This window comes from Caulobacter flavus (assembly GCF_003722335.1).
GTDB lineage: Bacteria > Pseudomonadota > Alphaproteobacteria > Caulobacterales > Caulobacteraceae > Caulobacter > Caulobacter flavus.
On record NZ_CP026100.1, the window covers coordinates 4,297,128 to 4,317,956 of the forward strand.

Annotated in this window: 15 protein-coding genes and 1 pseudogene; 10 read left to right on the forward strand and 6 right to left on the reverse strand. The window is 64.3% G+C overall.

Annotated elements, in window-relative coordinates:
- Positions 1–105 precede the first annotated feature (105 nt).
- A complete protein-coding gene (locus C1707_RS19485; RefSeq protein ID WP_145998491.1) occupies positions 106–1,833 on the reverse strand; it encodes a hypothetical protein in 1,728 nt (575 codons plus the stop codon).
- Positions 1,834–2,188: 355 nt separating this feature from the next.
- Here C1707_RS19485 and C1707_RS19490 point away from each other — a divergent pair, with 355 nt between their 5' ends.
- The gene (locus C1707_RS19490) at positions 2,189–3,097 is read left to right on the forward strand and encodes a macro domain-containing protein (protein ID WP_101715603.1); all 909 of its coding nucleotides are present in this window, start codon (positions 2,189–2,191) and stop codon (positions 3,095–3,097) included.
- On the forward strand, positions 3,088–4,065 hold the full coding sequence (locus C1707_RS19495) for a DarT ssDNA thymidine ADP-ribosyltransferase family protein (RefSeq protein WP_164467411.1): 978 nt from the start codon (positions 3,088–3,090) through the stop codon (positions 4,063–4,065). The genes C1707_RS19490 and C1707_RS19495 overlap by 10 nt, the downstream gene beginning before the upstream one ends.
- A 24-nt stretch (positions 4,066–4,089) precedes the next feature.
- Here the strand turns inward: C1707_RS19495 and C1707_RS19500 are convergent, their stop codons facing one another.
- Positions 4,090–5,418, reverse strand: a complete 1,329-nt coding sequence (locus tag C1707_RS19500; RefSeq protein ID WP_123170787.1) for an AlbA family DNA-binding domain-containing protein — start codon at positions 5,416–5,418, stop codon at positions 4,090–4,092.
- An 18-nt stretch (positions 5,419–5,436) separates the two neighbouring features.
- On the reverse strand, positions 5,437–6,351 hold the full coding sequence (locus C1707_RS19505; RefSeq protein ID WP_101715606.1) for a HEPN domain-containing protein: 915 nt from the start codon (positions 6,349–6,351) through the stop codon (positions 5,437–5,439).
- Between the two features lie 740 nt (positions 6,352–7,091).
- Here C1707_RS19505 and C1707_RS19510 point away from each other — a divergent pair.
- From C1707_RS19510 to C1707_RS27075, 4 genes are all read left to right on the forward strand, one after another.
- Positions 7,092–7,622, forward strand: a complete 531-nt coding sequence (locus tag C1707_RS19510; RefSeq protein ID WP_101715607.1) for an RNA polymerase sigma factor — start codon at positions 7,092–7,094, stop codon at positions 7,620–7,622.
- Positions 7,623–7,624: 2 nt separating this feature from the next.
- Positions 7,625–8,596: a FecR family protein gene (locus C1707_RS19515; RefSeq protein WP_101715608.1), complete on the forward strand. Its 972-nt coding sequence runs from the start codon at positions 7,625–7,627 to the stop codon at positions 8,594–8,596.
- Between the two features lie 131 nt (positions 8,597–8,727).
- Positions 8,728–11,715 (forward strand): TonB-dependent receptor, encoded by a 2,988-nt coding sequence (locus C1707_RS19520; RefSeq protein WP_101715609.1) that lies wholly within the window; start codon positions 8,728–8,730, stop codon positions 11,713–11,715.
- A 36-nt stretch (positions 11,716–11,751) separates the two neighbouring features.
- Positions 11,752–14,247, forward strand: a complete 2,496-nt coding sequence (locus C1707_RS27075) for an alpha/beta hydrolase family protein (RefSeq protein ID WP_101715610.1) — start codon at positions 11,752–11,754, stop codon at positions 14,245–14,247.
- Positions 14,248–14,261: 14 nt separating this feature from the next.
- On the opposite strand, the pseudogene C1707_RS26830 reads toward C1707_RS27075, so the two are convergent.
- The 3 genes and pseudogenes from C1707_RS26830 to C1707_RS19540 all read right to left on the reverse strand — a co-directional run.
- A pseudogene (locus tag C1707_RS26830) lies at positions 14,262–15,950 on the reverse strand (asparagine synthase-related protein); the annotation flags it as partial.
- A 1-nt stretch (position 15,951) separates the two neighbouring features.
- The gene (locus C1707_RS19535; protein ID WP_101715612.1) at positions 15,952–16,593 is read right to left on the reverse strand and encodes a lasso peptide biosynthesis B2 protein; all 642 of its coding nucleotides are present in this window, start codon (positions 16,591–16,593) and stop codon (positions 15,952–15,954) included.
- Between the two features lie 349 nt (positions 16,594–16,942).
- Positions 16,943–17,587 carry a GntR family transcriptional regulator gene (locus tag C1707_RS19540; RefSeq protein ID WP_101715613.1) on the reverse strand — a complete coding sequence of 215 codons (645 nt, stop codon included), beginning with the start codon at positions 17,585–17,587 and terminating at the stop codon, positions 16,943–16,945.
- A 312-nt stretch (positions 17,588–17,899) separates the two neighbouring features.
- On the opposite strand from C1707_RS19540, the gene C1707_RS19545 reads away from it, so the two are divergent.
- From C1707_RS19545 to C1707_RS19560, 4 genes are all read left to right on the forward strand, one after another.
- Positions 17,900–18,370: a helix-turn-helix domain-containing protein gene (locus C1707_RS19545; protein ID WP_123170788.1), complete on the forward strand. Its 471-nt coding sequence runs from the start codon at positions 17,900–17,902 to the stop codon at positions 18,368–18,370.
- Between the two features lie 277 nt (positions 18,371–18,647).
- Positions 18,648–19,199, forward strand: a complete 552-nt coding sequence (locus C1707_RS19550; protein WP_145998492.1) for a hypothetical protein — start codon at positions 18,648–18,650, stop codon at positions 19,197–19,199.
- A gap of 32 nt (positions 19,200–19,231) precedes the next feature.
- Positions 19,232–20,158, forward strand: a complete 927-nt coding sequence (locus C1707_RS19555; RefSeq protein WP_101715616.1) for a hypothetical protein — start codon at positions 19,232–19,234, stop codon at positions 20,156–20,158.
- A complete protein-coding gene (locus tag C1707_RS19560) occupies positions 20,155–20,817 on the forward strand; it encodes a hypothetical protein (protein ID WP_101715617.1) in 663 nt (220 codons plus the stop codon). The genes C1707_RS19555 and C1707_RS19560 overlap by 4 nt, the downstream gene beginning before the upstream one ends.
- Positions 20,818–20,829: the final 12 nt, after the last annotated feature.

Genomic DNA, 20,829 nt, shown 5'->3' on the forward strand with positions numbered 1-20,829 from the left:
GCCGGATGACGCCGCCCTTAGGCGACCTTTCGATCAATGGGCCGCGCAACGTCGCGTTGAGCCAGCATATAGTTGGAAAATAGCTCGCCAATATCTCCGCAAGAGCTAGGCCATGCCGCCTTCCACCTCAGACACCTTGGCGGGCGGCAAGAGAACCGCTTCCCAGTCGATCGGAGCCTCGCCGTTGAACCGGGCCTCCAGAGCCAGCAGCGCCGGCACGCCCGGGTGCGTCTCGACTGCGCGTGCGATCGTCGTCCGGGCGCTATCGAGATCTCCCACGAGCCGATATTTCTCGGCTAGGTGCAAGCACATCGCCGCCTCCACCAGTCGAGGCGCATGCAAGCCGTTGGCCCTGCGCCGCTGATCAAAATAGGCGTCCAGCGCATTCTGGTGATCGGGCAGGCTCCACGCATCATCGTCATGCTCGCCATAGAGCGGAACCAACGTGAGTGTGACGGGACCAGGACGGCTGGCTTCCTCGATGTGGGCCTCGATGAACGCCTCGTGCCCAGGCGACCGATAGGCCGGAGCAATCTGGGTGTTGTAGAGAATGTACAGGCACACCATGGCCGGCCGATCGGCGTGGGGCGCCTGCCCAAGTAGCCGTTCGACCTCAGCCAGTACGGGTCGCATATCCGGAAACAGCGCCGGATTGGGCTCATGCATGAGTTGGGAGCAGAGGATTTCAAGCGCCCCTTCGAACCTGGGCAACGCCTCCGACGGCCGGCTGAATGGCCGCCCGATCCAATATTGCGCCGCCCAAGGCAGGGACACGATCCCAGCTTCTTCAAGCTGATAGTTGTAGGGTTCGCTCTCGATCTTGGGCTGCTCGGCCACGAAGGCCCGGATGGCGTGTCGAGTTACCCGATAGAGACCCTCGAACGTCAGGGCCGGCTGGCGCTCAACAGAGGCGATCTCATTGTGGTGCGCTCCAATGGTCAGGACATCAGGCAAGCGCTTTAGCTCATGGACGTGCGCCGAGCGCAGGCCATAGGCGAGGCGCAGCGCTGGCTCGAGTTCCCAGCGCGCGACCGGACGCCCTTTAAGGCCAGTTTGTCGGAAGTATCCGCCGTCGACACGGGCTAGGATGAATTCCCGATAGCGCCGTCCCAGCGACAGGTGCTCATGCTTGAGTACGGCCGCCCTAAACGCCTCCTGGACATCCGTAGCGGCCGATGCGATCGCGCGGTCTAGATCGACCCGTTTTCGCATATCCAGATCCTGCCATCGCGGCTCGTAGTCATCGAACGTTTGCGCCAATGACTCTATCGCCGCCACGAGCAGCGTGTAGGCCAGCGACGGATCGTCAGCGAGCCTGTGCAGCCCGGATACGAAGGAACGCATCGCTCGCATCGCGCCAAGGAAGCTCCTGCGCTCCAGCGCCAGGAGCGCCTCGACGAACCGCGCGAACTCTTCGGCCTGCACATCACTGACATCGACGGTCTCGTCATAGACCCCTGACAAAAGCGTGTGATGGCTATCGCGCCCGCCGCGCCTCCCCTCGCTACCGGTCAGGGCTCTTACAGTTTCAGCGCGCCTCGAGAAAATCGCACCCAAACCAAAGGTCGCGACGATGGCGAAATCGTCCAGGAACGGGCCTACGCCGTGGGACACTAGAACGCCCGGCTCATTCACCGGGGCCTCGATGCGCTCTTCGATCTCAAACAGACAGGCGGTGTCCTGATGATCGGCGCCGACGTTCTTCAGTGCGCCCGCCAATGTCTCCAGTCGGCTATTCCAGCCGAGCCTGGCGTTTGTATAGAGCACCCCGCTCAGGGCATTGGTTCGCCCTACGCCGCGTGAGAAGAGCTTTCCGGTGTTGATCTGCAGCATGCTCGCCCCGAGCGCCCCTAAGGTTGCAGCAACAAACCAATCGCGCGGCAACTCCTTTGGCAAGATTGACTGGCTTGCGCCAACCAACTCCACCTAAACCGGTGAGCTACGACCTAGGCTTTGGCCCCGTCGCGTGCCGAGCGACCGACCTGATTAGACAAGCCTGCTCAGCTTGACCTTTGGGCGATTGGAACATAATAAGAACATACGAGCGCAGCCCATCGCGGAGCCATGCGTTTATGCCTCAGGTGACGTCCGCACTACGCATGTGGCATATCTTGCAGGAGGTCTTCGCGGAGCCACGTGCCTCGGGCGTTCTCACACGCCGTTTCGAGAATCGAGATACCGTCAAGCCATGCTGATCTATCGTCGCACCAGCGTCCTAGACTCACCCGCGCAAACGCTCGTCAACACGGTCAACTGTGTCGGCGTGATGGGTAAAGGCATCGCCAAAGCTTTCAAGGATCGCTACCCGGAGATGTTCTCCGCCTACAAGCGCATCTGCGATGCAGGCCTGCTTGAACCGGGTAAGCTCTGGCTCTGGAACAGCAGCGACCAGTGGGTGCTCAACTTCCCGACCAAGGTCCATTGGCGCAATCCCTCGCGGCTGGAATGGATCGAGATGGGTCTGGACAAGTTCCGCGCCGAATACGCCAACCGCGGCATCAACCAGATCTCCTTCCCCCGGCTAGGCTGCGGCAACGGCGGCCTGGACTGGGAAGAGGTTCGCCCTCTCATGGAGCGCTATCTGGCGCCCTTGCCGATCAACGTCTTCATCCATGATTTCGAGCAGCCGATCGGATTGCCCGAGCATCTGGAGGCGCTGTCCCAGCAGCTGCGCACCACCGACACGCCCTGGGCCTCGTTCGATCACTTCATGAACGCTCTTGATCAGGCGCTGACCGTCTCGGGTGGCGTCCTCCACGACATGACGACCGACGCGCCATTCAACGCGCGAATGGTCGGCGAAGCGCTGGAGATCAAAACCGCTACGGGCGTCACCTTGCTGGATGGCGAAGACCTGCGCGGGGTTTGGCTGAGTCTCAAGTCGGGCCTGCTGACCGCCAAGGAGGCGGGCTGGTCGGAAACCACCAACGGCGGACCGCTGCTCTCCCTGTTGAGCGTCCTGCCGCATGTGCGCGCGCTTCAGATCCAACGCCGCGCCGGCGAGCATCCCGAGCTTGCGCTTGAACTGCGTCGCCAGGCGCCATCGCCCGCCACTGGCTGGTCTTCAGGCTCCCAGCGGGAGCTGTCGTGGGCCTGAGCGCGGCTTTTATCGACGCGCATATCCAACGGTGGGTCGGCAACCTCGACAGCCGTTTCTTCCCGCATCGCCGGCTTTGGCCTGATCTTCTGTTTCACCACGCGCCGCTTGAGAACGCGGTCAGGATCATCAATTCCGGCCAACTGCTATCGCGTAATGCGTCCAACGGCCTGCGGGGCCGCGATGTCGCCGCCGGCGGCGTCATCGACAACCGCGACCGGGCCCACAACTTTGTCCGCCTGTATTTCCGGCCCCGCACGCCCACGCAGTTCAACATCGAAGGCATCCGCCGTCCCGCCGATTGCCGGTATGAGAACGGTCACGCGCCAGTCCTGGTGATGTTCGTGCTCGATGCGCGAAGCATCCTGAGCATGCCCAACGTTCGCTTTTCGAACATCAACATGCAGCTCAACGCCGCCCGTGACGGCGATGACGAGGCCTTCTTCAACGAGCTCGACTTCGCCAAGATCTATCACGAGGGCGCCTACACGGACGCCTCGATCAAGGATCATCGGTGCGCCGAGGTGCTGTGCCCCTCGCCTCTCCCCCTGGCCCAGCATCTGCGCGGGATTATCTGTCGCTCGGAAGCCGAGCGCGAAACACTGGCCTATCAGGCCGGCGTGGCGATCGCCCCTTATCGCGATCGTGTCTTCGCCTCCGACGACCTCAAGGTCTTCGACAAGAATTTCCCCTTCGCCAACCGGGTCTCGGCCTCCAACGAGGGCGTGTCGTTCACCCTCAATCCGCGTTACGACGGGCAAAACATTCAGGTCCAGGTCCGCATCACGCGACCGGACGGACAGGTCGTCTTCGAAATCACCTATCCGGACATGCCGGCCCTGACCAACACCGGCGGCTCCTGGATCACGCGCACGCCACTCGCCGATGGAAGCTACATCGTGTCGCTGACGATCGACGGCCACCTGGCCTACCAAGCCGCTCACTATGTGGGTGAGGTCTTGTTCTAGGGTCTGGCCGCTGGTTAGGCCGGACTAAGATCGCCCGCTAAGCATCTTTTTCAGCTCCTCGTCTACGAGCGCCTTGGGAAGCTCCAGGAAGTCGAACAGACCGTAGAGCGGAGCCATGAACCCGTGCACGAGCTCCGGTAGCTGCTCGGGGATCGACGAGGCGATCGCGCTCATCGTGTGATCGAACGCGTCCTGCCGACAGATGCGTCCTTTGTGAATGAACCGGGTGCCCTGGACATGCACCAGTTCACGTCCAGCCAGGCCGCGCCATTGGACGGTGAAGTTCACCTCAGAGTCAGGGACACCCAGAACCGCCGCGAATGCGGCCGCCTGCATCAGGCAATCGCCCACTCGCCAGACCGGCACGGTAAGGTCGAACACCGTGCCTGGCTTGTAGCGGTGCGGGATGTCGTCTTCGCTATAGCCACGGATCAGCAGCGCCTCACCCTGTGGAGAAACCCGCCAGAAGTCCGAATGCGCGGTGATCGGCTCCCCCTCGGCCAGATTGCACTCGACCGCCCCGTCCTTGACGTACGGCCGGATCCCATCGCGGGTCGGCACCCACCACGGCGGCCAACCGGTGTACCGCGTCGTCGCCCGACTAATCGCCGCCAACAACTGCGGCGTGGCCAACGGTTCTGGCTCGGGCGTGAGCCGATACGCGACCTGATAGTATCCCGGCGGTCGGATCAGCGCGCCAGTCGGCGTGTGCGGCAGGATCGCCTCCCAGCGCTGCATCCCATCCTGAGCCCACGCCGCCAGCTTGGCGCTCGCCGACGGCTCGACCGGCTCGGCCGCGACCGCCGACCCGCTCATGATGCCCCGGATTGCATCAAGCATGTCGTCGCGTCCGGCCCTCACGCAGCGATCGATCAGCTCACGCCACTCGGCGGCCGTGGCGGGCTCGGCGCTCTCGATCGGTGGCCGTCGGATGTAGACCTTGCCGACGCTGAGCGTCTTGCCGTCCGTACTGCCGCGCTTGGCCTGGATCGGCGTGCGGTGTCCGCCTGGGACTTGAATGATCGGGTGGACGCCAGCCGGCGACGAAACGTGATGCACCAGCACGTGCAGCGCCGGCTCGGTGTAGGTCGCGATGATCCTGGAGATGACGTCGGGCGCGAAGCCGTCGAGCGTTTCAGGGCGTCCCGGGGCCGGCGTGAACACGCCCTTCTCATCGGCCAGGCCAATGACGATGAACCCGCCGCCGTGGTTGGCCAGCGCGATCGCCGCGCGCGACAGAGTCGCCTGATGGGCCTTGTCGGTCAGATCCAGCCAGGATTTGACCTCGATGTGCAGGTCTTCGCGCGGGCTGGTGATCAACGCCTCGAGTTGGGCGTTCTGCGCTGGATCCATGACCAAGCCCGCCTTCCGTCAGACGATTTCGGCCCGCAGTGCGGCCAACCTGGCCTCACCGAGCGCGCGGACACGGTCACGAAGCATCCCCACCCGCTCTCCCAACCAGGCCAGCTCCTCGGCCGTGATCCGGTAGTGTCGTGAGTACCGCGCCTTCACATAGGCTTCTCGCAGCAGCTCATAGCACCGTTTGTGGAACTTGGTGTCGTTCGGCCAAATTTCCACCAAGGTATTGTCCAGCTCCTCAGCGAGCTTACGCAGTTGATTTAAGTTGTGCGTCTTGGGGCTATAAAGCGTCAAAACAAGGAATAGGGCGTGGTAATAGCGCTCTGTCGCTTGATGCAACTGAAAAGCCGCGATGTTATTTTCCCCCCGCTCAAGCATGATGCGGTACATGTCAAAGAACTGGTTCGCGCTGTTGAACCAGTCCTCAAAGTAATTTTGGCTTTCTTCGAGGGCCAGCTGCGGCGTCAGAGGCTTTGCTTCAGCGAACGGATGGCCGGGCTCTTCGAACAGCACGATCCCTTCGCGCGCGATGTCCATGAAGAAGTACCGGCCCAGCTCTAGCTGCTGGTTCACATCGTCGATGTCGTGGACGATCAAGCTAACGGGGGTTCGCAGGAAATCGCCCGCGATCAGCGCGTCCAACAGGATACCGTCGGTCTTGCTCCAGAACTCTGGAAAATCGGTCAGGTCGGCGTGGTCGACAACGATAAGCAGATCGAAATCTGAGAAGTAGCGGCCGATAGGGTCCGAGACCCAGTCGCTCCGAGCGTGGCTTCCGAACAGGATGATCTTGAGCAGCTTGCCGTCGCGCAAGCGCGGGGCTGTCCGCTGGGCGATCGCTTCGGCAAAACCATCGCGAACGGTATCGACCACCCACTTCAATTGTCGCCGCTTGGCCGACGGCAAATGGTCGAGACGCTTGTTCATTCGGCCCAGTTTCACACTTCGAGCGCAGGTTGCAAGGCTTGATCCAACGCCCTGATTCACAAGGGCTTGAATCCCTATCGAGAGTCGGCCGCGAACGCCCATCCCCTTCGAAATGCCAAGCCCGCCCGAACAACTACCACCGTCGAAAAGGGCAAAATCGATGGGTTGAACGGGACGCCGGACCCGGCCGCGAGCGGTCGCCTCAACGACGAACTGACAGTGCTGAAGGCCCGCGCCAACGAGGCGGCGGTTACCGCGGGCTATACCATCCCCTATCCAGGGCTACTGCCCTCGAGAAGCTAGCTGTCGACGGCGCCGTTGAGATGCGCGGGCGAGCGCCGTAGTTTGGCTGGGCGGGGCCGCGCGTCGCCGCTAGCGTCCGACATGCCAGGGGTCACGCCTCGCGTGGCGGCATGGGCGATTGTCGACACGCGCGGGCTCCTGGTTCTGCTCGGAGTTTCCACCCCCGCCCCTATTCCTTCCGCGCACCGAACAAGGTTCGCTTGCCTGCGGATTCCAAATCGGTCACGATTCCCCTGCCGGGGCGCGAGCTTCGGCAGGGGCGTGGAAACCCCTGAGCAAGATCTGGTGACATAGGCCGCCGACGACGACGTCGAGGGCATGCGTTCCTGCGTGGAACGATCGCGAGCGCCTGCGCGTCTCGCGGCCTGCTTACTCATGCCGTTTCCGCGGGCTCGGGTTCGACCGCTCGCCCCTTCCTTGAACCCGGGAGAAGGTCGATGACGCATGTTGGGGAGCCTGTCCCGACAGCGCCTCAGGACGCGGTCACGCTGGACGCCCTCTATCGCCGCTACGCGCGATGGCTAGGCCGCGTATTGCGCAAGACGTTCCATGACGTCGATCCGGCCACGTCCGAGGACCTGGTGCAGGAAACCTATGTCCGCGTCGCGCCCTACCATGCCCGCGGCGCCATCCAGCATCCTCGCGCGCTGCTCTTGAAGGTGGCTACGAACCTGGTGCGCGACCACCGCCGCAAGTCGCTACGCGGTGGCGCGGCGCCAGTCCTGATTGAAGAAACCATCGAAAGAGAGGAACATGCCTCCGCACCGGCGCAGGACGAGGCGGTCCTCTTGGGTCAGCTGATCGAAAAGCTGCCGGGAAAGCTTAGGGATGTTTTCGTCTTGAGCCGTTTTGCCGGTTTCACCAACCAGCAGACCGCCGACCACCTGGGTCTCTCGGTCAAGCGGGTCGAAGCGCTCATGACCCAGGCCCTGTCCCTTCTGGCCGCTCAAATGGCGGCGAAAGACTGAGCATGCCCGAGGACACGTTGGAAAGCTCGCCAACCGCCACCACCGCCGCCAACTGGCTGGCCCGGCTGAACACGACCACCGTGTCTGCCAAGACCATGGACGAGTTTCGCGACTGGCGTGCCCAGCCGGGCAACCACGAGGCCTTTCAGGAGGTCGCGCAGCTCTGGGCCAAGTCCGCACAGGCCAAGAGCCAGCCCGGCGTCCAGGCCGCGCTCGACGCCGCACTGGATCGGCGGGCGCCCCGACGACCGAACCGGTTCGGCCTTGGCCTGGCCATCGCAACCGCCATGGTGACCGTCTCCATCGGCGGCTACGTGACTTGGCGCACCATCGCTGCTCCCTACTTCGACACGGGGGTGGGCGAACAGCGTCTGGTTCAGCTGTCCGACGGCAGCAGCGTTCGCCTCGACACCAACTCCAAGATCACTGTCCGCTATAGCCAGGGCGCGCGACGGATCGCTCTGACCCGCGGCCAGGCATTTTTCGAGGTCGCACACGACAGCGCCCGCCCCTTTCTGGTCGAGACGCCCCAGGCGACCGTTCGGGCGATCGGCACCCGGTTCTCGGTTCGAGAAGGTGGCGCCACAACCCAGGTGACCTTGGTCCAGGGCCGTATCGAGGTGCGTGACGGAGACAATGCCTCGCCGCGCGTCTTGACCGCTGGAGAGCAGATCGTCGCGACCCAGGCGCTTGGCCCCGTTCGCAAGGTCGACGCCAGGATCGCCACCAGTTGGACGACCGGGCGACTGGTCTTCCACGGCGTGCCTCTTCAGCAGGCGCTCGTCGAGATGAACCGCTACAGCCGCAAGCCCATCCGGTTGGATCCCGCCTACGATCAGACCGAAACCCTGACGGGGGCCTTCGACAGCGCTGATACCGAAGCGATGGTCGCGGCTGTGGCCAGCCTCCGAGGGCTAAGCGTCGAGCATCGGCCGGATGGCTCGATCCTTCTGCGTCAACGCCCCGACGCCTGATTGAAGAAAAATCGTCACGATCGCGAGGGTCACCCCCTGATTTCGAAGTCTACCCCACCGACACCGACCTGCGTCATACGAACCTGTCCCGGGACAGGCGCGGCGGTGTCGAAGGGGGAATACCACTCGCCATGTCGCATTCGTTTCGCCGCCGCCTGAGCTCCAGCCTGACCCACGCGGCCCTCCTGGCCGCCCTCGCCGCTCCCACCCTGGTGGTGGCGCAGCCCCAACAGTTCGCCTTCGATGTTCCGGCCGGACCGCTGGACAAGGCGCTCCTGGCCTTCGCCGATCAATCCAAACTGCAAGTTCTCTACGATGACGCCACCGTCCAGGGGCGTCTGGCCGCGCGTCTGCAAGGCCGTTTCACGGCCGAAGACGGCCTCAAGCGCCTGCTGGCCAAAAGCGATATCACCGCCCAGCAAATCCGCCCTGGCGTCTACGTGCTCAAGCGCCTCTCAGTAGCCACCACCCCGCCGCTGAGCGCGGCCGAGCCTCTCATCGCAGAGCCGGCGACCGAGCTGGCCGAACTGATCGTCACGGGGTCGTTCATTCGCGGCGCCCCGCCCTCCTCGCCCATCGTCACGGTCAGTCGCGACGATATCGACCGTTCGGGCCGCGCAAGCGTCGCCGACCTGCTGGCCGCCCTGCCTCAGAACTACGGCAACGCCGCCTCGCCCACCGCGGCGATCGGTCTGGCGGACACCAGCGGCGTGAACGGCTCGATGGCTCAAGGCGTCAACCTCCGGGGCCTGGGCGCGAACGCCACCCTCGTCCTCGTCAACGGACGCCGGATGGCTGGCTCTGGCCTCAAAGGCGACTTCGGAGACATCTCGGCTGTTCCCACCGCGGCCGTGCAGCGCGTCGAGGTCCTGCTGGACGGCGCCTCTGCGCTGTACGGCTCCGACGCCGTCGCCGGCGTAGTCAACGTCATCCCTCGCCGCGACTTCGATGGCGGCGAAACCCGGATCCGGATCGGCGGCGCGCGCGGCGGCGCCGAGCAGGTGCAGGTATCTCAGGCTCTGGGCCGGGCCTGGCGCAGCGGTCATGTCCTCCTGGCGTTGGAGTACCAGGCCGACGCCGAACTCAAAGCCAGCGAACGCGCCTACACCGCAACGACCGACCTGCGCGCCCTGGGCGGAACCGACCACCGCACCATCTACAGCATGCCGGCCAACATCATCGCCTACAGCGCTTCGGCCGGCGCCTACGTGCCGACCTACGCCGTGCCCGCGACTGGAGCCAAAGCCGCTTCGGACCTCATCGCCGGCGGCCGGAACCTGCAGAACAATCGAGAAGCGTTTTCCGCCCTGCCGCGACAGACCCGCTACAGCGCCTATCTGGATGCGCGTCAGGAGCTGACCGATAGGCTGACACTGTCGGGCGACCTGCGCTTCACCCGCCGCGATTTCGCGTATTCCGGCCAAGGAACGCCGTCGATCTTTCAGATCACCTCGGCCAACCCGAACTTCCTTTCCCCCGATGGGGCGAGCAGCCAACTGATCGCCTACTACTTCGGCAAGGAGCTGGGCGCGGCGCGTACGTCGGGCCGTTCAAAGAGCCTCGGCGCCAGTTCGGGCCTGGACGCCAAACTGTGGGGCGATTGGCGCGGCGAGGCCTATCTGGCCTACGCTGAGCAACAGACCTTCTCCGCCATTCCCCGCCAACTCAGCAGCAGCGCGCTCAACGAGGCGCTCGGCAACACGCCCGACAATCCCGCGACCTCGTTCTCGACCGCAAGGGACGGCTATTTCAACCCCTTCGGCGCCGGCGCCGCCAACAGCGCCGCGATGCTCAACTTCATAGGCTCCGGCTGGCAGACGACCGACACCGTCGCCCGCGTCGGGACGGCCAACCTCAAAGCCGATGGGTCGCTGCTGCAGTTGCCCGGCGGCGCCCTCAAACTGGCTGTCGGAGCCCAGTTCCGGCAGGAGCAGTTTCGAACCCGCTCCCTAGTCTCGTCGTCGGCCGCGGCGCCCGCCGTGTACGGCGGTCGGACCTTCATGCGAAACATCTCGGCGGCGTTCGCGGAGATCCGCGCCCCCCTGGTCGGCGAAGCAAACGCCCGTCCGGGGCTCCAGCGCCTGGAGCTCTCTCTAGCGGGTCGCGTGGAGCGCTATGAGGCGCAAGGGTCGAGCGCTACGCCGAAGGCTGGCCTTCTCTGGGCGCCGACAAGCGACCTGGCGATCCGCGGCACCTACGGTCAATCCTATCGAGCGCCCGGTCTGACCGAATTGCATGAAGTCCGGGTGATCTCGCCTTCCACCCTCACCGCCTCGAACGGCCAGATCCTGTCGATCGTCCAGTATGGCGGAAACCTCGACCTCAAACCCGAAACCGCCACCTCGTGGACGCTCGGTTTCGACTGGACCCCGACGTTCGCGCCGGGCCTGTCGGTGAGCGCAACGACCTTCGACACCAATTTCAAAGACCGGATCGGTCGGCCGGTCTTGGAGAACTTCCAACAAGCTCTGACCGACCCGGCCTTTGCGCCGTTCGTGTCGCGAGTTTCCCCCGCGACCAGCCCCGCCGATCTGGCCAGGGTCCAAGCGCTCGTCGCGGAATCGACCGGCACCAGCATCAAGCTCTATCCGCTCAACTCTTTCGGCGCGATCATCGACGCCCGGGTTGTCAACGCCGCCGAACTTCGCGTCCGCGGCCTGGACCTCAGCGCGACCTACACGTTCAACCTCGGCGCCGACCGCCTCTCGGTGGGCGGAAACGCCACCTATCTGTTCGACTTCAAGCGGCGCCTGACCCCGACCGCAGCGATTTCCGAGCTCGTCGACACAGCCGGCAATCCGGTCGACCTGCGACTACGCGGGCTGGCCTCATGGGCGCGAGGCCCATTCGGCGCCAACCTGACGATCAACTATGTCGACGACTATGCGGCGGCGGCCTCACAACGCGTCGACAGCTGGACGACGGTCGACCTGCAGCTGACCTGGACGGCGCCGGCCAAGACCGGCGCGTTGAAGGGCGTGGGCTTGGCGCTCTCCGCTCAGAACCTCTTCGATCAGGACCCGCCGTTCTACGACAGCGCGCTGGGGATCGGCTACGACGCCGCTAACGCCGATCCGCTGGGACGGTTCGTCTCGGTCCAACTGACCAAGCGCTGGTAGCGCGCCCCCTTTTTCAGATCCTGCAGAGAACTCGCAATGCGCAAGCTTTTGTCCTGCGCGGCGCTGGGCCTTGTCCTCATGGCCTGCTGCGCCGCCTCGCGCCCCTACACCATCGACGACTTGCTTAACCTTCAGGAGTTCAACGGCGTCTCCATAGACCCCACCGAGCGCTGGTTGGTGATCGACACGCTCAAGCCCCGGCCTCAAGCCGGGCGATACGACTACCTGCAAGGTCCCAAGGCCGCACGAGGCCGCCCGCTTCTCGTGGACCTTGCGCACCCTGGCTCGGCCGAGCCGTTCCTGCCGGCCACCGAGGGCATGGGCTACACACCTGGCCCGTTTTCTCCCGACGGCGCCCGGCTGGCGGTCTATCGACACAAGGATGATCTGTGGGAGCTGGGCGTTGTCACCCTCGCCACCCGCCAAGTGCGATGGATGGGTGTTTCGCCGGATATTCCGCTATGGGGATCCGGGGTACAGTGGCGGTCCAACTTCGAACTCGTCCTCCTGGGCTTGGCCCCCGGCGACCTTCCTGCCGAAATTCGACGAGGCCGACAGGCCAAGCATCGCCTCGAGACTGGCTGGGCCGCGACGGCGGCCGGGATGTCGCCGTCCTACACCCGGGTCGGGAGCGGCCGCTACGCGGGCGATCGCGATCTTCCGCCCCCCAAGTCCTTGCTTCGCATCAATGTCCTGACCGGCGAAGCAAAGTCCTTGGCGAGCGGCCAGTTCAAAGACATCGAAATCTCCCCCGGCGGCCGTTTTGCCGCTGCGATAGAGGCAGGCGCGCCGACGCAGCCCGACGCCAACCATCCGCCTCGGATGATCGACTTTGAAGGCCGGCGCACGCGACTAGCGATCTTCGACCTATCGGATGGAACAGCGACACGGCCCACTCCGCTCGAAGTGCTGCCCTCGCTGCTGTCGTGGTCCACCGACAATCGGTTGCTGATCTTTACACGGGCCGACGACCAAGAGTGGCCGGACGGCCAGTTGCAGGAGTTCGACGCAAGGAACGGCAAGCTCATCTCCCTAACGAGCCCACGGATACGAGCTGAAGTCACAATGCCGTCTCGGGAGCTCGGCTATAGCGTCGTGCAGGCAGGCTGGAACGGCGCCAACGCCATCGCCTTGGCCCGAGAGCCCGGCGCCCGCCGCGCCGATTGGTATGCGCTGGGACCGCAGCACGCGATCAACCTGACCCGCTCGCTGCCGGCCGATCCGGCCGCCGCCGCCGCCGCGCCCGATGGCCTCTACGTCCAATCGGGCGATGACGTCTGGCGGGTTCGGTCTGGAGCGACCGCGCGTATCGGCAAGTCGTCGCGGCTGATGTTCACGCCACGCATCGACGGCGGCGCTCGGGCGCCGCTCGTAAACCTCACGGCGAACGCCGTTTGGCTCCAGAGCTCCAAATCCGGGAGCCGGAGCGTTCGGCGGCTCGGCGATCGCAAAACCCTATCGCTTCCGCCAGCGGCCCAAGAAGAACGCCCCCTGGTCATGACGCGTCATGGAGCGGTCAGCAGCACCACAAACCCTCATGGCGTCCGAACGTTTGCAGTAACTTCGCAGCAGGGGCGCGCGAAGATCCTAACCTTGAACCCAGGCTTGGATGGCGTCCAACTGCCGGACAGGCAGCCTCTCAAACACAAGACGGGCGATGGAAAGACGCTGACGAGCTGGCTCTACACGCCTGCTGGTCTAAAGCCTGGCGAGCGCGCGCCGCTCGTCGTGCTGACCTACCCGCACGTGGACCAGCCCGAACCGCCCTATGCGGGTCTGCCCAGCGCCGCCTCCCTGATGCTCAGCACGAACCTTTTCGTCGCCTCTGGCTACGCCGTGCTGGACGCCTCCTACCAACGGGACCCCAATTCACACGACCCCGGCGAGGGCTTCACGCAGGCGCTTCTCGACGCCGCCGATGCGGCGATCGCGACGGGTAAGGTCGATCCCGATCGTATGGCGTTGGCCGGCCACAGCTTCGGCGCCTACGCCACTATGCTTTCGGTGACGCGAACGACGCGCTTCAAAGCGGCGGTCGCCGCCATGGGGCCTTCGGACCTCGCCTCATTCATGATGACCCCGCCGCCACACTATCGCAGCGTACCGGAAGACGGCATGCCCCCCGCTTTCATGTTCAGCTGGGGCGAAACGGGACAAGCCAATCTTGGCGTTCCTCCCTGGGAGGCGCCGGAGCGATATGTCCGCAACAGTCCCGTCTATCAAGCCGGTACGGTCACAACGCCGATCCTGATTGTCGGCGCCGACCAGGAATGGGGCTCAGTGGGCCAGGGCGAGGAGATGTTCAGCGCCCTCTGGCGCCAGAACAAGGATGCCAAGCTCCTGACGTTCTGGGGCGAAACCCATGTTTTCGAAAGCCCGGCCAATATCCGAGCCTACTGGGCGGAGATGCTGGCCTTCCTGGACCCGTTGATCGGACCGGCCTCACGCGCTGGCGCGGCAAGCGAGGCCAACCTCAATTCCCAGGTCCTGACCCAAGCTTCCACGGCCAGCAGATCAAACACATCCCCGTAGTCACCGGCTTGGGCCAGTTGCTCGACCGACAGCACCTGGTCGAGTGCGGCACGGCCTACGATCCCTTCGGCGACAAGCCGGCCATCGAGCAAAAAGGCGCGTATCTCGTCCAATCCGGACGCGATCGCGTGTCCATAGAAGGACGTCATGTCGCCCTTGGTTCTCCTATCGACCACCAGTGGCGGCAAGCGGCCCGAAAACGCGTCTCGGGCCAGGCCCCGCGTACGCCCCCCCTGGACCAACTGGTCGCTCGGAATCCTGAGACACAACTCCACCAACGGCTGCGACAGCAACGGGTGAAGGATCGCGGCATGCTCCCCGCGACGGCTCCTGCCGCGTACGACCTGGATGTAGGCCAGATTGGTAATCTGCAGCCGCTTTGCCCGCGGGGTACGCCCGAGATCCGCCAGGAATGCTGGTCGGTGAAGGCGGCGGGCCGCCTTGCGCGCATGCTGTGTAAGATAGGGACGCGACCCTGGCAGATCCCTACGCCGCCCGAATACCGCCGCGCGCAACACAGACCAAATGGACTGCTGGCTCATCTCGGCGACTTCGTACAGGAAACGCCAGGAGAGCGCTCTGAACCCCAAGCGCCAGAGCCGATCGGCCGCCACATGCGGCGTGTTCATCTGGAAAAAGACCACATCCCCGCCTTGTCCGGTCATGATCCCTTTTGCGCCGGACAGACGCGCCACGGCTCCCATTCCCTCGTCGAACATGGCGTCGGCGCCGCTGAAACTCGGTGTCGGCCCACCAGCGATCGCCATGAATGTCTCGGGCCTGACCGCGTGATCAGGGTGCCCGATCTCGGTCAGATCGAACTGCAGATGGTCGGCCAACGCGCGAGCGTAGGGGCGTTCATCGCCAACCCAATGATCGATATGGTGATTGATCCAGCCGACGACGTCGGCGCCCTGAGTGATCAGAGCCGACGCCACGATCGAGGAATCCAGGCCGCCGGAAACCTCCGCGACCACAGGGGCGTAGACTCCGGTCCAAGCCTTAACGCAGAGATCGATCGTAGCTCGCAAATCAGCTTCAACGTCGCCGGCCGGACAGGGCTGTCGTGCGATCTGCGACGGCGACCAAACGCGATCGCGCCGGGGCGCCCCATCCATCAGCGTCAGCTGCTCGCCAGGCGCGACGGCGTTAATCCCGGTGAGCAGGTTCCGAGCGTGCGCGGACGGCGGATCGGCGACCACGCCACAAACCGCACGCCAGTCTATCGAGACCCCCTGAGCCACATGGCGAAGAAGCGGCTCGGGCAGGTCGGACGCGGCGACCACCACATCTTCATACTGCCAGGCCAAAGCGTCGAGGCCGCCCAATGGATCGCGGAACACGCCCCAATGCCGGCCGCGGCTGCACGGCGCCAAGGCGACGTAGCGTCCCCAGTATCGCTCGCTCAGCCAGCGCATCAGCACGATGGGATCGTCGTGATCGCTCCGAGGCGACAGCGCCCGATCAACGGTCGCGCCGCTCGCATCGAACACGTCGCCGATGATCACGCCGCCATGTACGCCAAGCGGCAAGACCTGCGGGTCAGTATCGCCACTGCCGAAAACCCATAGGCCCGGACGGCTGTAGACCGTACGCCAACCTGATCGCTCAAGTTCCCCCTTGGCGCGGACCAGCGCCGCTGTTCCGGCGACTGAAACCTCGCCGCTGCGCCAACCCATGGCGATGTACTGGTCGCGTGGCATCCTAGACCGCCAGGATGGGCGTGAAGCGTCGGACCCGTTGGAGGCGATCGTTCAAAACCACCCCGCCCGACTGGACCCAGCAATGGGCGGAGAATGGCCAGGTGCTAACCCCGAAAACCCAGTGGGTGTGGCCGGCAAGCCGCCCCAGATGCGCGCGGAGCAACGCGGCGCGATACAGGCACTCGCCCTGGAGCGGCAACCAAGGCAGCGCCGCTCGAAGGACCATGGCCTTCCGGACGACCTCGAATACGTCCTCTCCACCTTGAACAGGTGACGACCGGACCAGCCGTGACAGAGGCGTCCACCGCAGACTGTGGGTGACACGTACGGACAGCGCCGCCAGCTCAGCGACCTGGGCCATGCGCAGCGGAGGGACACCGTGATCGAATAGATCGCGCTCAGCGCTTGGCGCCCGGTTACGCGTTGCCGGTGCAACGCCTTGCGACCGCGCTCCCAATCGAGCCGCTTCAAGCTGATTGACGAGGTCGTCCTCGTGGATCTGCGCGGCGTTGCTGTCCGGAGCTAGCTGCACTGCGTCGCCGACCGCCGCCAAAAGAAGGTAGTCGTTGCGACGTACGTCCAAGACCACGAGGTCATCGCCGTGCATGGCCGCATGGACGTGCGGCGCCCAGTGCCAGTTCATATCGCCTCCACAGAGGAAAGGTGCGGTCGAGCGCGCCGCGGCCCTCGACCGCAAGCCGTTTCAGGCCGGCGGATTGACCTGCCGGGTGCCCAGGAACTCCTGGTAGTTGCCCTCGATGCCGAGGGTCCGACGCTTGGCGTCGGCCAGACGCACCAGCTTGATCTTGCGGGTCTTGCCCATGACGGGATCTCCCTTGAGAGGCGTCGCCGATCGCGACAACCTCAAGAAGCACCCCCAGAAACAGGCATTCAAACTATATCTTGGATATTTTGGCAGCCCTAGCCGGACACCATAGATACGACACAAGAAATATATTCGCCCTATATTCGATCTATATTCATGATATACATCACTCCCCTTGTCGGCGGATCAGCGTCACGATGTGACCGGCCGCCGCGCGCCGACGCTGGTGATAGCCGCCGCTTTCGATAGCCAGTGCGCGCCATTTGCGGGCGTCATAGAGCGCAACCAGAGCGCCGAATTCTTCCTCCATGCCGGTGAGCACCATCGGCTCGATCCGTCGCGCAGGACCTAGCCGGTCGGCGAGCGAGGCCTGACTTGCGACAAGCGTTCGCCCCCCGCCGGCTCGCACGATTGCGGCGAACAGGCGCTCGCCCGCCCTGGCCAGATCCACCTTCCAGCGCTCCGGGTCGGTCAGCAGAGCGTCACGCGGTTGCTCCACGCGGATGCCCGATGCCTCCGCGCCCTCCAGCACCGTCAGCGCCGCGCCGACCTGCAACTGATTGAGGTCGTAGAGCTCAACGAGGTCCAACGGATCGACCCGCCAACTGAAGTACCCGCGGCCCCGGCGATCTTCGATCAGCCCCTCGCCTGCAAGCCGGGACAGCGCCTCTCGAACCGGCGTTGCGCTCAAATCCAACTCGCGGGCCAGATCGCTGATCGGAAGCGGCTCTCCCAAAACAAAGTCGCCCCCGCGCAAGCGTTCACGCAACGCCTCCAACGCCCGGCTGAAGGGATCAAGCTCTCGTCCCAAGTTTCACCTCACGAAATACTCCCTCCGGCAATACGCACAATTATCCCGCGAGCCCTCAGATCTACGCAAAATTATATCTAGAAAATATCGTCAATATATTTTCGCCGCAATATTCTTGCGGAAACACCGCAAGAAACTTGCGGTCCACCCACAACAATTCGCAAACGTTTGACCAAGTTCGGTTTCGAGCAGACCTTGCACACTACCTTGCCCGAACACTCATTCGTGGGCTGATCATCCAAACATGCCCGTTGATCCCAGCGGCGAAGCGCGAGAGGGTCGCCCACAGGTTGATTTGCCCGCATCGAGTTCATGACCAAAGGGAGTAGCAATCCGCCGCCCTGGAGCGCCCTGCTCTCGAAGGCGGTGCGCCTCCTGCGACGCGCGCGCGGCGCGACGGTCCGCGACCTGGCCGACGCCATGAAACTGCAGACCCGCACTTACGAGCACTTCGAAAGCGGTCAGGCTCAGCCAAACTTCGAGCGGATGCACCACTTCGCACACGCGACCGACGCCGACCCGAACGGTCTGATCACGTCCCTGCTCATCGGCTCACCGGAATTCGCCGTGCGTGTCGCCGACAACAAGCTGATGACCGCGTTCCTGATCGAGTTGCAGACCTTTGACCAAGCCGCCGGTGACGACCTGCGCCGGCTCGACACCCTGACCATCGTCTCGGAGTTCTCGGCGACCTTCGAACGTCTGCTCGAGGAAGTGCGACGCCGTGCAGAGCTTGCGGCGCGACTACAAGGCAGGCTGGGTCCATCCGAGGACAGCCAGTAGAGGGCTTGCCGCCCGCGGCGACGGCGCCTACCGTCGTAGATGGCGGGGGCCGTTAGATAGGCCACGAACCAACGCGATCAGGGCCGCGCAGCGCGGAAGTATCGCGGCGCGCGCGCTGAAGTCACGGGCCTCTGCACTTGCTCGAGGTTTCCAACCCCCGCCCCCTACACCTCGAGATACAGCGCCGTTGGGGCTTTTGAGCCGTCATGATCTGGGCCAAGCTCTACCGATGTGGAAGCCCTCACGCCCCATCCTCGCCCTTGGCGCCGCCTGCGCGGTGGCCACGTTCGTCGTCGTCGGCGCCGTGACAAAGGATCGCTCGCTGTTTGGTCAGACCGTGGCGGCCTGGGCGCAGGCGATCTTCGCCGCCGCGGCCGTGTTCGCGGCCGCCTGGCTCCAGGAACGGTTCCTGCGGCGCCAGACCCAGGATCAGCATCGCCAGCGAATAGAGAACGTCGCATCGGCAGCGCGCTGGGTGCTGCAGACCTACGAGCGCATTCATCAGGCCGTTGATGGCCGCAACTTGTCCCTGCGGGACTTTGCCAACCTCGACGGTCAAGGCGCATTCGCGACGGCGGCCAAGGTGCTGGCCGAACTGAAGCTGGGCGACCTCGACGACCACGAGTTGGCGACAGTCGTCCTGACACTGCAAGGCGTGATCGCCGACATCAGCGCCAAGCGTGAAGAGCAACTGGAGATCGCCAAGCGAGCGCCTAGCCCGATCGTGACGGAACGCTGGCTAAAGCAGGACTACGTGATGGTGTTCAACGCCGCATCCGCCGTCGAGCGGCTCGCAGCTCGCGCCGTAGGTCGGAAGGCCGCTTTCTAACCCACCGCATCGCCACCAGCAAAGTGAGATCCATGCGGATCACCCACCCCCTCACCCCGGTTGAGATCTTCACCGAACTCCTGCGTCGCAATGCCCTGACGGACGCCGACACCGCCGGCTTCAAGGCCTACAAGCACGACAAGGATCTATGCCCCTCGTTCACCGAGATCCTGGAGGGGATACTAGGCGTCTTCCTCAGCTACCACACCGACGTGCACGATATTCAGGGCTTCTCGGACGAGGGCATCGACGTGCTCTTGCGCTACCGGGATGACGACGGCGAACACAAGATCGGCTTTCAGATCAAAAGCTATGACGAGTTCGAGCTGTGGGCGAAGGAGAAGCTCGACGTCCTCAAGACACTCAAGGCTCAGTATGCGACCGCGATGCACACGGTCCGCACCGAGGAATACTTCGTCGTCCTTTGCACCGACGCCATCAAGCATCGCACCCGCATCCGCAGCATCACCTCGGCCCTGAAGACGTTCGCCAACTGCACGGTCGTCAAACCCAAGGAAGCCCTGGGCCTGCTGCAGCTTGGCGGCTTCGACACCCTCATCCAGACGACGCGCCTGATCTGTCAGGACGACCGCACGCTCCAAGCCGCGGAATCCTATGTTGCCGGCATGACGCCCGCCCAGGCCTACGCCGAGATCGCACTGGTCTGCAGCGCGTTCGAAGACGGGCTCGACCTGGATGAGCGCGATATCCCTGAGTTCCTTCGTGAGTGGGAGGAGACCTTCGATGCTCCCCGCCTGGACGTTCATGAGGAAGGCGACATCATCGACGATCTCGTCACCGAACAGATGATCGGCTACGCCGATGGGGTATATCGGATCGACGTCCGGCGGCTCCCCGAACAGATCTGCGCGCTCTACTTCGACCAGAAGGTTCTAGGTGTGAGCACCGACCGCAGCTTCAGGATCCGCCTGGCCAAGCTCCTCGATCTCGCGCCATGACCAACGTCGCGCTCGAGCCGCCTGCCCTCTTCGACGAAACGACCGAGGCGATGGACACCCTCGCCACCTGGCTAGAGCACTTTCCCGGCGGGATCTGCACGCACTGGCCCCACCCCAACAGCCCGGCCGCCCTGACGAGTTTTCCGACCGTGGAAGCCTGGCGCCAAGCGCTGAATGCGCTCGACCTGGACCCAACATGCTTTGCTCCGGCCGTTGTGCGAATAAAGTACCGGCGAGCCCAGAAGCTCTACCTGCTGGCCTGGGCCGACGCCGACGTGATCCTGGCTGCGGAGATGGTGGCGTTCACCGCCCTGGAGTTGGCGCTCAACGATCGCTTCGGCCTACTGATCAAAGGCCTGTCGCCACCGCCCAAGAAAAAGAAAGAGCCGTCCGCCACCGGCATGATCGCCACGCCGCTGCTTTCAGACCTCCTCGACCACCTGGTCACCCATCAGGGCATTCGCGAGCTGGATTTTCCAACAGCACGGATAGGCGGCGGGCGGGTCGTCAATCGCCTGCGGAAGATCGGCCCCTTGGCTGACCGTCCGACCCTGACGGAGATGCGCAACCGTCACGCCCACGGTTCGCCAATCGAAGGTGGACCGCTCTCAGGCCTGCTACATGTGATCCGCGACCTGATCCACTACTGCTACGCCTGAGGCGCCGCGCCC

Bases quoted from the DNA above. Each gene is read 5' to 3' on its own strand.
- C1707_RS19485 (WP_145998491.1), bottom strand. From the start codon at position 1,833: ATGCTGCAGATCAACACCGGAAAGCTCTTCTCACGCGGCGTAGGGCGA.
- C1707_RS19490 (WP_101715603.1), top strand. From the start codon at position 2,189: ATGCTGATCTATCGTCGCACCAGCGTCCTAGACTCACCCGCGCAAACG.
- C1707_RS19500 (WP_123170787.1), bottom strand. From the start codon at position 5,418: ATGGATCCAGCGCAGAACGCCCAACTCGAGGCGTTGATCACCAGCCCG.
- C1707_RS19505 (WP_101715606.1), bottom strand. From the start codon at position 6,351: ATGAACAAGCGTCTCGACCATTTGCCGTCGGCCAAGCGGCGACAATTG.
- C1707_RS19510 (WP_101715607.1), top strand. From the start codon at position 7,092: ATGACGCATGTTGGGGAGCCTGTCCCGACAGCGCCTCAGGACGCGGTC.
- C1707_RS19515 (WP_101715608.1), top strand. From the start codon at position 7,625: ATGCCCGAGGACACGTTGGAAAGCTCGCCAACCGCCACCACCGCCGCC.
- C1707_RS19520 (WP_101715609.1), top strand. From the start codon at position 8,728: ATGTCGCATTCGTTTCGCCGCCGCCTGAGCTCCAGCCTGACCCACGCG.
- C1707_RS27075 (WP_101715610.1), top strand. From the start codon at position 11,752: ATGCGCAAGCTTTTGTCCTGCGCGGCGCTGGGCCTTGTCCTCATGGCC.
- C1707_RS19535 (WP_101715612.1), bottom strand. From the start codon at position 16,593: ATGAACTGGCACTGGGCGCCGCACGTCCATGCGGCCATGCACGGCGAT.
- C1707_RS19545 (WP_123170788.1), top strand. From the start codon at position 17,900: ATGACCAAAGGGAGTAGCAATCCGCCGCCCTGGAGCGCCCTGCTCTCG.
- C1707_RS19555 (WP_101715616.1), top strand. From the start codon at position 19,232: ATGCGGATCACCCACCCCCTCACCCCGGTTGAGATCTTCACCGAACTC.
- C1707_RS19560 (WP_101715617.1), top strand. From the start codon at position 20,155: ATGACCAACGTCGCGCTCGAGCCGCCTGCCCTCTTCGACGAAACGACC.